The sequence below is a fragment of the Monoglobus pectinilyticus genome, assembly GCF_002874775.1.
Lineage (GTDB): Bacteria > Bacillota > Clostridia > Monoglobales > Monoglobaceae > Monoglobus > Monoglobus pectinilyticus.
The window spans coordinates 2541051-2553871 of sequence record NZ_CP020991.1; the positions used below are offsets into that span (position 1 = coordinate 2541051).

General features: G+C 34.7%; 10 protein-coding genes. 2 read left to right on the plus strand and 8 right to left on the minus strand.

The annotated features are described in order from the left end of the window. Positions 1–1162: 1162 nt before the first annotated feature. The 8 genes from B9O19_RS10660 to B9O19_RS10695 all read right to left on the minus strand — a co-directional run bounded on the left by B9O19_RS10660 (position 1163) and on the right by B9O19_RS10695 (position 12040). Positions 1163–4963 (minus strand): RCC1 domain-containing protein, encoded by a 3801-nt coding sequence (locus B9O19_RS10660; RefSeq protein WP_102366396.1) that lies wholly within the window; start codon positions 4961–4963, stop codon positions 1163–1165. Between the two features lie 580 nt (positions 4964–5543). After that, positions 5544–5870 (minus strand): hypothetical protein, encoded by a 327-nt coding sequence (locus B9O19_RS11765; RefSeq protein ID WP_158648989.1) that lies wholly within the window; start codon positions 5868–5870, stop codon positions 5544–5546. Positions 5871–6798: 928 nt separating this feature from the next. Next, entirely contained in the window at positions 6799–7548 is a 750-nt protein-coding gene (locus B9O19_RS10670) for a TRM11 family SAM-dependent methyltransferase (protein WP_102366398.1), read from the minus strand. After that, positions 7548–8411 carry a type II restriction endonuclease gene (locus tag B9O19_RS10675; protein ID WP_102366399.1) on the minus strand — a complete coding sequence of 288 codons (864 nt, stop codon included), beginning with the start codon at positions 8409–8411 and terminating at the stop codon, positions 7548–7550. The genes B9O19_RS10670 and B9O19_RS10675 overlap by 1 nt, the downstream gene beginning before the upstream one ends. A 12-nt stretch (positions 8412–8423) precedes the next feature. Continuing rightward, positions 8424–9497 carry a DNA adenine methylase gene (locus tag B9O19_RS10680; RefSeq protein ID WP_102366400.1) on the minus strand — a complete coding sequence of 358 codons (1074 nt, stop codon included), beginning with the start codon at positions 9495–9497 and terminating at the stop codon, positions 8424–8426. Between the two features lie 835 nt (positions 9498–10332). Continuing rightward, positions 10333–10950, minus strand: coding sequence for an ImmA/IrrE family metallo-endopeptidase (locus tag B9O19_RS10685; protein WP_102366401.1), 618 nt, complete (start codon positions 10948–10950; stop codon positions 10333–10335). Between the two features lie 69 nt (positions 10951–11019). Next, positions 11020–11685, minus strand: a complete 666-nt coding sequence (locus B9O19_RS10690) for an ImmA/IrrE family metallo-endopeptidase (protein WP_158648990.1) — start codon at positions 11683–11685, stop codon at positions 11020–11022. Then, positions 11678–12040, minus strand: a complete 363-nt coding sequence (locus tag B9O19_RS10695; RefSeq protein ID WP_102366403.1) for a helix-turn-helix domain-containing protein — start codon at positions 12038–12040, stop codon at positions 11678–11680. The genes B9O19_RS10690 and B9O19_RS10695 overlap by 8 nt, the downstream gene beginning before the upstream one ends. A gap of 152 nt (positions 12041–12192) precedes the next feature. Here B9O19_RS10695 and B9O19_RS10700 point away from each other — a divergent pair, with 152 nt between their 5' ends. Both B9O19_RS10700 and B9O19_RS12130 read left to right on the plus strand, forming a co-directional pair. After that, complete coding sequence (locus B9O19_RS10700; RefSeq protein ID WP_158648991.1) at positions 12193–12408, plus strand: helix-turn-helix transcriptional regulator; 216 nt, start codon at positions 12193–12195, stop codon at positions 12406–12408. Between the two features lie 100 nt (positions 12409–12508). Then, positions 12509–12643 (plus strand): hypothetical protein, encoded by a 135-nt coding sequence (locus B9O19_RS12130; protein WP_281254327.1) that lies wholly within the window; start codon positions 12509–12511, stop codon positions 12641–12643. Positions 12644–12821: the final 178 nt, after the last annotated feature.

The following is a 12821-nucleotide window of genomic DNA, read 5'->3' on the forward strand; positions in this document are numbered from 1 at the left end:
CAGGGCAGACTTTGTCTGCCGCGTTAGGTGAGCTATTATCTCACGCGAAGCGTGAACATATTTAGAACAGTTTGTCATAATCCATTTTATAAAAAACGTTTCCGCGACTGCGCGCCTTACGAGGCAAACTCTGTTTGCACATCACAACTAAGTCTGATTTATTATATAACAACTAAGTTAATTATTGGCGTTTATAGTTTGTATAACACAATATAGTTTTTATAACATACACTTTAAAAAGTGTAGTCACAGCCCTTCCAAAGCTTGCGAAACTACATTTTTTATAATTTACTATATAATATTTATCTGATAAGGATGTGTTTATGGTGAACATCGGTAGGGCAGACAAAGTCTGCCGCGTTAGGTGAGCTATCATCTCACGCGAAGCGTGAATATGTTTAGAACAGTTTGTTATAATCATTTTTATAAAAAACATTTCCGCGACTGCGCGCCTTACGAGGCAAACTACGTTTAAACATCACAACTAAGTGATTTATTATATAACAACTAAGTTAATTATTGGCGTTTATAGTTTGTATAACACAATATAGTTTTTATAATATACACTTTTAAACAAAAGTGTAGCCACAATTGACATTGAAGGTTTAACAATACAAAGGAATTTGTATTACATACACTTTAAAAAAGTGTAGTCACAGCCCTGCCGAAGCTTGCAAAACCACATTTTTTATAATTTACTATATAAAGTTTATCTGATAAGGAGGTGTTTATGGTGAACATCGGCAGGGCAGACTTTGTCTGCCGCGTTAGGTGAGCTGTCATCTCACGCGAAGCGTGAATTACTTATGGCAGATTATCATAATTTTTTTATTACAAATTTTCCCATGACTGCGCGCCTTACGAGGCAAACTACGTTTGCCATACCGAAGCTTGCGAAACTACATTTTTATATAATTTACTATCTAATACGGTGTTTATGGTGAACATCGGTAGGTGTGCCCCACCCTTTAGGCGGGTGCACACATACGAATATAGCTTCTATATCGAAGCGGCTAAATAAAAAGGCAGGCGCGGTGCTCTTTTACGAGTACGCGCCTGTCTTTTTCTATTCTGTTTTGATGATTTGTTAATAATCGGTTACTATACTGTTTTATTACAGAACGTTTATACAGCACAATTTTATTTAAAGATTCTTAAACGATTAGTATATTCCCAGCTGTCCAACGTTATTATTACCGAATACCCATATGTTGTTGTCCTTATCTTTAGCGATTGTAAAATCGAATCCGCCGTCTATCTTGACAATATTTTTTAGTCCGGCAATAAGAGTGGGAGTAAGAGCGGTATTTTGTGTTCCTATACCAAGCTGACCTTTGCTGTTGCTTCCGAAGCCGTAGGTGTTTTCGCCGTCGGTATAGAAGCTGTGGTTATAGCCGGCTCCAATAACTGCGGCGGTTTTTCCGGTTGAGGTCGGAACGTTTCTGCTTACCTTATCGCCCAGCCCCAGCTGTCCTACTGAGTTATATCCCCATGTGAACAGCTCATCTGATGTGGATATTGCGAGCATATGACTGTTGCCGGCAGCAATGTCCTTATAGCTGCCCGTGATTGCGGTGGGTGTTGAAGTGCTGTCGTTGGTTCCGCTGCCTAACTGTCCGCTTTCATTATTGCCCCAGGTGTAAACTGTTTCGCCTGAGAGAGCCGCCATAAACTTCTCTCCGCATGTAACTTTTGATACGTTGCTGAGACCTGTTACCGGCGCAGGAACGTTTGCTGCGCTTGTTCCGCGGTCGCCTAACTTGCCGTCTGTGTTGCTGCCCCATGTCCAAAGAGTTCCGTCGCTCTTTATAGCGGCGCTGAATCCGGTGCCTGCCGCTATATCCGTTATATTATTCAGGCCTGAAATTTTTGAAGGCACATACACTTTGCCTTTATATGCACCATGAACCTCACCGCTGGAATTGTTGCCCCAGCCCCATACTTCTCCGTTTACATCGAGAGCCAAAACATGGTGTTTGCCTTTGGCAATTTTAACGATTTCAGGAAGACCTTCAACTTTCAGCGGCGTATATTGATTCAGCTTTACCTGTCCCTGACCCAGGTCATAGTATGCACCGTCTCCCCATACATAGACCTCGCCGTTATATGTTAAACCGACAGCGGTTTCACGTTCAGCGGCAATGTCTTTAAATTTCATGGACATAATTTGTGACGGAAATAGCAGCTGTGTTATATTTTGCCCATTAGTGTAAGTGAAATTATTGAGTTTAGATTTATAAAACATCTGTCCGTTTTTGTCTGAGAATACCCGGCAAATGGGGATAACCGCGTATGTATCATTATATACAACCGCTGGACTGTTGCTGTTATTTTCATTGATGTAATCATACAGCTGATATGACGCTGAACCGTTGTAGTCAACCTTTACGGCAAGATATTTTTCGCTTTTTGCATTATAGTCGTAGATTCCGGCGACCTCACGGTATACGAAAGTTTTGCCCGGCACAGTATATTTGGTGTTTTTACAAGTTACATCAATGCCTTCAAGGGTAAATTCACAGCTGGGATAATAGTATTCTTCATCCATCCAGTATTTTTCCCATTCAATTTTTGTTTCCCACCACGAATCTTTTCCGGGATAAACGATCCCGTCATTTGGATAATAGATATCGTTTTCAAACCAAAGCTGTGAAACTATAAGGTTATAGTTTGAATCATATTTAAAATCAAAGACAGGAATAAGAATTCCGTCGTTGTTATAAATCGGTCCTTTTGTTTCGCGGTCTGCCCATGGCGCATATATTCCATACTCCGCAGTGCCGTTGTTTTTAATTTGCACCCCGAGAGAATAGTCACGCTCAGGTCTGAGAGGAGGAGCAGAAAGTGCCGGTCTCAAATTTATTGTTTCGGACGGAACATTGTAATAATTACCATTTGCATATACTTGTATGCTGTCAATTTTAAAAGCGGCATTCAGATTATTATCAGGGTCATAGGTTACGCTGTTATTCCACCAGGTATAGTTAGGAACAATAAGCTTAGCGCTGTCTGAAAACAATTGTCCGTTTTGGTCGGAATAAACATCTGCAATCCAAATAAGCGCATAATCATCAAAATATGCAATATCTTTGTTATCCTGCCCCATTTCAAGCTGGCGGTCTCCCGGGTCAAGATAGTATTCTGCGGAACCGTCATAGTTAACTTTGGCGCAGAGCTCGTATCTGCTGTTTATCTCATAGTCATAATTTGCTTCGATAACATCATATTTCAATGTTTTTGCCGGGACAGTATAAGTTTTGTTTTTGCATATAACGTTAACACTTTCAATGTTAAATCTGCACTTTTGAAAATACGGTTCATTTTCATCTATACCGGAATATTGTCTCCATTCTATGGATGTTGTCCACCACTCAAGCTTTCCGGGATTCACAACCCCATCGTTTGCGGTCCCGTCCGCCGTTGAAAGAAGGTTTGTCAGATCAAGGCGGCCTCCGCTGGAAACTTTATCATATTCGGACGAAGTGTATACAGAAGATAAGATTATATCTTTTAATTCTGCGCCCCTTAAGCTCGGATTATATCCTTTTAACAGGGCGGCAGCCCCCGCAACACATGGAGCAGCCATAGAAGTTCCGCTTAAATATTTATATTCTCCGCCGGGAACAGTGCTGTAAATACCTGTGCCGGGAGCGGCAATATCGACTGATACAACACCATAGTTGGAGGTGCTGTTTAAAGAACCGCTCTCATCAAAATTAGCTACAGATATTATGTTTTCACATTCAAAGCCGGATGGATAATTCGGAACTACGTCAGTGTCAACTCCTTCATTTCCAGCGGCGAAAACTAATAGTCCCGGGAATCTTTCAATAGCTGTTTTTTGGGCAAGGCTGCTTGAAGTTCCTCCGAAACTTCCGTTTATTATATCAAAATGATTATCTGTGGCATAGTTAATGGCTTTAATAACTGCCGCTGAGCTGATTCTCCTTTCATCAATCCCTACGTTCAGAGCGGCAATTTTTGTTTTCCAGGCAACCCCGGTTACGCCGATTCCATTGTTTCCGGCAGCGGCGATGATGCCGGCCACATGTGAGCCGTGATAGGCAATATCCATTGGGTCGTTATGATTGAAAGTGAAATTCCAGCCGTTAATATCGTCTATATATCCGTTATGATCATCATCAACACCATTGCCGGGAATCTCGTCTTCATTTACCCACATATTGGGAGCCAAATCAGGATGATTATAATCAACGCCGCCGTCGATAACGCCGACAACAACATCTGAACTTCCGGTAAATTTATCCCATGCTTTCGGTGCGTTTATTCTTTCCATTCCCCACAGTTCATTGTAAAACTCGTCGTTAGGTATGGTATCATAGAAATATTGTATGTAGTCGGGTTCCGCCCATAGAACGTCTTCATTTGCTTGAAGCTGCTTAATGGCGTCAAAAACACCTTGTTCGGATTGATTATTTAATTCAATAAGGAATATATCACCGGGCGAGTCTGCTGTATCATCACTTAAAGTCATTATTTCGTCTTCTTCAGACGCGGGTGAAATCAGCTCAATATCCGCTATATCAATGTTGTCAAAAATAGAGCTGTTTAATACTGCGGTTTTACTATCAACTGAAAACGGCGCTTTATATTTGCCGGCGGAATTTTGTTTCAGAGTGACAATAACTTTGCCGGGCAGAATATCATCACAGGTTCCGGCGGAATCCGGCGGAATCTCATCATTTAAGCCGGCGTTATTGTTTTCTTCCAGTATCGGGCTTTCCGCAGTTGGAACAGAAGGATCTGCCGTCTGAACGGAAGTTTCGGCAGTTAAAATATTGTCTTCTGCCGTTGGAATTGGGGATTTACCAATGGAGCTATCAATGGTTGTTTCTTCCTGCGGAATAGTTTCTTCAGCAAAAGAGTTAATAGGTAAAATAACAGTGCTGAGCAGCAGGGCTGCCGCTAAAAGTAAACTTAGATGCTTTCGTACTTTTTTCATTTGTACATTCTCCTTTTAATTTTTATTGATAATTCAAATATTACAAAATATTGTCAAATATTGAATTACCATAAAAATCATATCATATTATTAATTTAAATACAATGTTGAATTATAGATAAATATATTAATAAATTATTGGTAAATATTAATAAAAATATTATACAAAAGTATTATATAATATGAAATGTGCGATGTGTTTCATACTATTGCATATAAAAGTATAAACGTAAATATAAATATATATTTATAAAAAACGAATAACGGAAGAGTGTTATACATCACGATAAAATAGATATTGTAAAATATTAATCAAAAGAGAAATATTATAAGAAAAGTGTATAGAAATTCATATAAGATATATACTGCGGCTCCGATTATAAAAGTTTTGTTGTAATAAAATAATACTGTATGATTTAATAGATAGAAAATAATGTAATAAAAATAATTTTTATATTTAAAGAACTAAAATTTAAAGGTGATAAACAAATTGAATTTATGTATCAAAATTTTATCCATATTATAATAAGACAGATTGTTTTAAGTTGGCAAGGCTGGGTTAAGCATAAATTCTATTATCTTAATGCTGCACTATAGCCGTACCTGAAACAACATCGTTTTCGATTATGATATCATATGTATATGGATCTATATAGCCGTCTCCAATATAGTATTCTAATCTTTTGCCGCTGTAATATGAAACATTTGACGGATGACCAAGAAAATCAATTATTTCCGTTTCGGTTTTTCCAAAAAATTGGTATTGTTTTTCGAGATCTTCAATCATATAAATTCTAAGATTTGCATTGTTATCCCAATTTTGTCTGCTGTATGCTGAAACAGAATTTTTAACTATATTGTAAGCCCCTGCGTTAATAAGTGCTGCAGAAAGAATGCAAAATATCAAAATTAAAGGTATTGTCCGGCTTATTTTTAATTTTTTTCTGAACAATATCGGTAACATAACAGCGCATATATATAAGGTAAAAAATGAATATATTAATATTCCGTTTTCAAAATTTTGAACTATACTATTAAATCGAATGAAAACAAATGTTGATAATAAAATACCGCCGCTGATGATTATTATTAATATAAATGATAAATATTTCAATATTTTTGAATTCATTTTTCACACCCCGAAACAATTATATCATATATAAAAATAAAATCAAATAATTGACGTTCTTTTAATATAGCGTGCAGTCTGTGAGTACCGCATAAGTACTTTGGCAGTCTTATATATACAAATTAATATTTACTTTTTAAACAAAAATCTTAGAAAATTAAAGATAGTTTTAAGAGAATTAAAAATAATCTAAGTATAATTTTAGGGAAATAAAAAATTTTTAAATGGTTTATAAAATAATCAAATATTTCATATCGCACGTTTATATATACAGCCATTATAAAAAATAATCATAATTTAATTATAAGTATTACAATTAAATAATAACTAAATAAAAGCGGTTAAAGCGAACAACGGCAGTGCAGATATAATATGCATCGTGAGGTGAGCCCCGCCCCGCCTTGAAAAGGCGGTATGATAAGTCACCATAATTCACCAATGTTTAAGCAAACATAGACCTTTATTGCACGTCTTCATATATAACGATTCAAAAAATATTATCAAATATAATAACCCAAAATTCTAAATAAAAATTTATAAGAAAATATTTTTATAAAAATCATAAAAAGCCGCAAACAGCGATTAAATCAGCGTTTGCGGCTTTTGTGTCGAATAGAAATAATTGGATAAAACGGTTGTTTTGGTGACAAAATGGTAACAAAACTTCAAAATAAATTATAACAACTTATTATAGAGTTATATAGAGTTATTTTTTAAATACAAATAAATATTCGTGTGCAATCAATAAAAAATTATATTTTATACTATTGGTTTTCCAATACCCGGTGGCCTTGCAATTATGCTGCTCTTTTATAATAAGTTCTTTTAATTTGAAGCCTGCATTTTCAAAGATACGCATTACATCAAAAGACATTGGTATCATATGACCTTTTTGTCTTGTATCTCCCATAAGCACAGCACAAAACTTGTCCTTTTTAAGTATACGATAACTTTCTGTTGCGACCTTTTTCATTTCTTTGAGAAAGTCTTTTACTTTTAGTTGTGATAAATCTTCCTCTATGCCATCGCTATACTTGATAATATTAGCATATGGTGGGTGAGTGCATATCAAGTCAATACTGTCATCAGGCAAAAAATCAAGTTTTCTTGCGTCACCTTTTTTAATATATACTTTTCCATTTGCAGTCTTGTAATCAAAAGCCGTCTTTTCTCTACATCGCTGGAGTGCAACATCATTTACATCTACTCCAATTATATCACGATTTAATAGTTTTGCTTCTACAAGAGTAGTGCCACCTCCAGCAAACTGATCTAAAACCAAATCGCCCTCTTGGGAATATCTTAATATAATATTTCTTGGTATGTACGGCGACCAATTGCCACGCCATTTCGCATCGTGAGTTGCCCAATCTCCACGTTGCGGAAAAGACCAATGTGTTGTCATTTCAAGCTCAAAATCTTCAGGCTCCCATTTTTTTATTTTCTTTTCCGCCATTATTTAAAAACCTCATTGATTATACCATTTTCTAAATCTTTGATGTTATAAATATACTCCATAACATCAAAAGTTTCTTCAAGATTGTTTCTTGCACTTGTCCAACCTTTTCCGTCTGTAAACCAAACAAATGTAAAACCGTTTATTGTATCGGCTTCCATAGCAAGTGTTTTGTAACTTCGAGCTGTTTCATTTAGTTTAGAACCGTTACTACCATAAAAATTAGTTTCTATACCATAAATCATATTTTCTGTTTTGATAACGAAATCGAAGCGTTTTTCCATCTTTCCCTGATTTGAAATAGCTGATAAGTCAATATTCCATTTTTCAGTAATTTGATGGATATATATTTCCTTGAAATATGTTTTATCTTTAGTAAAACCGGCTTTCTTTATAAAGCTCTCGATCAAGTTTTCCATCAAATGACCACCACGATTTTTTCTGCCATTGGAGTCAAGTCCAGTTTCAACTCCTGTTACATAATCAACAATGTTATTTATAATATGATTAGCCATTAAATCAAACAATCCTGTTTTACGCATAAATACTTTATACTGTTCTGCCGACATATTTGGTTTCTTAAACTTATATGTAAATTCTCCGTCACTGTCAATAGCATAAATTTCATTTGATCTAACCGCTAAAAGTAACGGAATACATTTTAATATTTCGGGATATTTTTCAATTAACGCTTCAAAATCAGCTTCGATATTCTTTGAGCCTATAAGGGAGTTTAATATATTAAGCTCAACTTTTATACTCTCAACATTTCTGTGTACCTTTTCAAAATCAATATAGTATTTATAATCTGTAATACTATCACGAAAATCGGATAACCAAGTTGTAAAATCTCTGTTTCTCATATTAGAAACTCCTTAAAAATTTGATATTAATAGTTCTTTTATTTTTCCTCTTGATTTGCCATTACAATTTATCATACGAGTAGCTTCAACTCTTTTAATTGTATGTGCAGAGTAAATGTTGTCAAAAAAATCGTCATCTGTATTAGTGTTTTTGGGATCTGAATTACTCACAACGATTTTAGCACCTTTTTTGTGCATACACTTCACAAATTCAGCAAGCTGAATTTGTGCTTCGTCATTAAATAAATTTTCTGTATATGCCGTAAAACTTGCCGTTTCGGTTAAAGGTCTGTATGGAGGATCAAAATATACAAAAGTATGCTTATCTATAAATTCAGCGGACTTTCGATAATCTCCGCATATAATTCTTACATTTTGCAGTTTTTCCGATACTGTACGAAGATTTTTTTCATCACAGATAAGGGGATTTTTATACGCTCCCATAGGTACATTAAAAAGTCCTTTTTTATTAACCCTGTAGAGTCCATTGAAGCAAGTTTTATTAAGAAATATCATCAATGCTGCTTTTTCGATATTTTCAACTTCACTGCCATTTATTTTCAAATCGTTAAATTTTTCTCTTTTTGATATATAGTATGACTTTCTATTTCCAGTTTCAAGAGGCACATATTCGTTTTGATATTTATTAAGAAACTCTAGCAGTTCTTTAATATGCTCTCTTATAATAACATAAGTATTTATTAGTTCCGTATTTATATCACTGATATATATTTCACTTAAATTGTATTTGCTTAAAATATCAAAAAGCACCGCACCGCCACCTACAAATGGTTCGGCGTATTTTGTAATAACACCATTATCAAAAGGATAATAACTTTCTATTTCTTTTAACAACTGCCCTTTGCCGCCTGCCCATTTAAGAAAAGGCTTAACATTTTTCTCATCTGTTTTATTATTATATCTTGCGCTTCTTGCATCAACAGGCTTTTCAGCATTTATTGGTATAAGCCACATGTTGCCTAACATTTGCACATTTTTTATTCTATTTTCAGAGCAAAGAACAGCCACTCGTCTTTGAGATATACCCCACTTATCGGCGGCTTCTTTTGCAGACATAACTTCCATATCTAGACACTCCTTGTTTATTATAAATAATATTATATTCTAAAACTAGAACAAAAGCAATATTGTTTTTGCGTTTTCTCAGTTTTGTACAAAAATATAAATTTTGTTTAATTGCAAGCACAGCAAATGAGTACCCGTTTGCGAAAAATATGTTTTGCACAAAAAGAACAGATAAGTCAAGAGCGGGCGTAGCTTGTATATTTACTCTTGACTTATCTGTTCTTTCATTCAATATGTCAGTTGAGGGGGAATTAATTCCATACTTTGACTTAATCCCCTTTATTTCAAAATTCAGTTTAAAATGTTTAATTTTGATAAAATGTTAATTCATATTTAATTTATTTTTTTGTGTCTTAAAATTAAAAAATCATCAAAAACGCACATTTATACAGCATATTTTTAGAAGTATAGTCTTTTTGCTTTTTATATAAATTTGATTACAAATAAAATGTTTTTTATATCTGTCATGGTGATAAAATGGTGACAAGCATTACAAAATCAATTTATATAAACTTATAACAAAAAAATTATATTATTTTTAAAAACCTTTATTTTACGCTATTTTAAACAATATCATATAATAACTTATAAAAAGTAATATTAAATTATGGGTCATAAAAAAATATTTAAAACGAAATAAAAGCGGTTAAAGCGAACAACGGCAGTGCAGATGAAATCTGCATCGTGAGGCGAGCCCACCCCGCCTTGAAAAGGCGGTACGATAATTCACAATAATTCACCAATACCTAAATCAATATAAACTGTTATCGCACATCTTACAGAAGAGTGTCAAGCCTTACCACGATTGACCAAATACTTAAACTTTCAATATACACTATTCAAAACTTTGAATAAAGTCACGAAAATTATAATATACTGCTTTTTCAAGAAATGTTATAGAATGATTATGATTAAAACTCTTTAGATGTATAAGCTTTTTTTCTGATTCTTCATTATCAAGCCCTGTAACCTCCATAAGTTTTTTCTGAGTATTAATGTTTGTATCATACAAAACGCAGTCGGGCGCCAGTAAGGTTGAGGCAAAAATGTTAGCGAACATTTCCAGGTCGCTTGGCTCAGCTTTATCGCTGCGGTTCCAAACTGTGACGCCGTCCATACATGCTAAATTTTCTGTTTCAAGGTGCCCCATAGCTATATGTCCAAGTTCATGCGAAATTGTTAAATGACGTCTTTCTGTTTTATCGGAATTAAAAAAAGTATAATATGAATCATTGATTATTGCTGTAAAACCGTCGTTAATCATAAAATTTTCAAGACGCAGGCTAACTATTAAATTTTCAAATATTTTATAGCTGCCGAGCCGAACTTTCATTAAACTGCAAAGTCGTGATATATTGATAGGCAGTTTAGAAATTTTATAACGGTATAAAATTTCAAGAGCTTTTTGATATGCAGTTCTTTTATTATCATAATAATCAAAGTATTTTTCCACTGATAACACCTCATAGGTTATTATCAGCTTTCATACATTAATTATTACTTTGTTTAAGGATTTAAAGTATTAAAATTTTTCAGGTGATATAAATTCTTGTATAGATTCTGTCTGCCAGTTAGTTTTAAGGCGGCTGACAAAAGGTGAAAATTGTTCGCGAACTTTTATTTCCAGCGGCTGTTTATAAAACATATTCCGTTTGTATAATTCTTCAATCCGCTGAGCGCGTTTTTCTGCATAAATATATGGCAGACGGCACACTTCCATAATTTCTTCAGGAGTGTGGAGGTTAAGTTCTTTAAGAACGCATGCGGGAGACATTATGCGGATTGCAAACATATCCGCTTCTTTTTCAAGCTGGGAATTCATATTCTTTTTGTTTGTGTAAAGAATTTTACCGTTATTGCTTTCAATCCTCGTTTTATGCCCCAATAAGATATGTGCAAGCTCGTGAAGAATAACAAAATTTATATTTGCATACGAACGGTAATCGTTTTTGTAAAATATAAACCAGTTTTTGTCGAATAACATACAAAAACCCTCTTCATCAACAGTTCGTCCTTGCTGACCGATTATTGAGATTATCTCCGGAAGTTCTTCGTATGACTTAATTTGTATGTTTAGCTGTTCGCAGATTTTAAAAACATCAATTGGCAGCTCGCATATATTGAAGTCAATCAGAAACTTCCATGAAGCATTACGAACATTTCTGTATAGACCATAAGAATTATTCATTTTTTGCACCGTCATTTTTGTCAAACTGTTCAGGCATAGCCAGTCTCAGCATTTCTCTGACTCTTTGCAGCTGTTCGGAAGTCAGGTCGATTTTTTCATTGTTTCCTTCAAAGCTGAATATTAATCCGTTGTCATTTTTTGACTCGGAAGACTCAGAGGCGGGAGGTTCTGACTTTCCAAGCAGATAATCGGTAGTGACGTTAAAATACTCCGCAAGTCTTTTTATATTATCTAAATTAGGTTCGGTATTTCCATTTTCATATTTGACATAAGTTGTTCTGTCGACACCAAGAAAATCGGCGACTTCCTTCTGTGTTTTCTTCATAGAAATTCTCAATTCTTTTAACACGGTCATTTTTATCACCTCTACCCTATTATAAGTGAATATTAATCACCTTTCAAAGCGGTGTGCAATAAATCCACTTATTTCCAAAAAAACTATTGACAAGTGCAAAAATTTCACTTATAATAAGGGTGTGAATAAATTGCACGATAGAGGTGATAAATTTGAACAGTATAAAATCTTTTAGAGAAAAGCTGGGTTTAACGCAGCAGGAACTTGCCGACGCTCTTTCAATAGAAAGATCTACTGTTACAAAATGGGAGACCGGCATGGCAATGCCGCGGGCGAGTAAACTCCCGGATATTGCTGAAATTTTGCATTGTCAAATCAATGACTTATATGTTACAATAGAAGAAGCGAAAGATAAAGCAGGTGCGTGACAGTGGATTTGGATGTTTTTATTGAACCCAGTGAAGACGGGGAAAGTGCTTAAAAGTTGATTTCAGTGAAATTGATAAAGCTGTTGAAAGACTGAACCATATGCAGGAGAGTATTTCAGAAGCTAAAGCCGCTGCGGAAGAACTTAAACAGCTTCTTGAGGATATTAAATTCGTGACTGTGTCTGTTAGCAAAGAAGACAGTAGAAAAGATAACAGTAGAAAAGATAACAGTTAAGTATAGAATAAATCGGAAGTGAAAATAGTTCAGCAGCCAATAAGAAGCTGAGTTATTCACTTGTCTTTTTATATTAAGCCGGCCGCAGTTTTTCGGTTTAAAAGATTTGATTAGTTCACAGTATATTTTTATTATGTATATATATTTCTTGACTCAATATATATAACTTTTTTACACA

Excerpts from the sequence above, each read along its gene's own strand:
- B9O19_RS10670 (WP_102366398.1), bottom strand. The coding sequence starts at position 7,548 with ATGGCGGAAAAGAAAATAAAAAAATGGGAGCCTGAAGATTTTGAGCTT.
- B9O19_RS10660 (WP_102366396.1), bottom strand. The coding sequence starts at position 4,963 with ATGAAAAAAGTACGAAAGCATCTAAGTTTACTTTTAGCGGCAGCCCTG.
- B9O19_RS10695 (WP_102366403.1), bottom strand. The coding sequence starts at position 12,040 with ATGACCGTGTTAAAAGAATTGAGAATTTCTATGAAGAAAACACAGAAG.
- B9O19_RS10680 (WP_102366400.1), bottom strand. The coding sequence starts at position 9,497 with ATGGAAGTTATGTCTGCAAAAGAAGCCGCCGATAAGTGGGGTATATCT.
- B9O19_RS10690 (WP_158648990.1), bottom strand. The coding sequence starts at position 11,685 with ATGAATAATTCTTATGGTCTATACAGAAATGTTCGTAATGCTTCATGG.
- B9O19_RS12130 (WP_281254327.1), top strand. The coding sequence starts at position 12,509 with ATGCAGGAGAGTATTTCAGAAGCTAAAGCCGCTGCGGAAGAACTTAAA.
- B9O19_RS10675 (WP_102366399.1), bottom strand. The coding sequence starts at position 8,411 with ATGAGAAACAGAGATTTTACAACTTGGTTATCCGATTTTCGTGATAGT.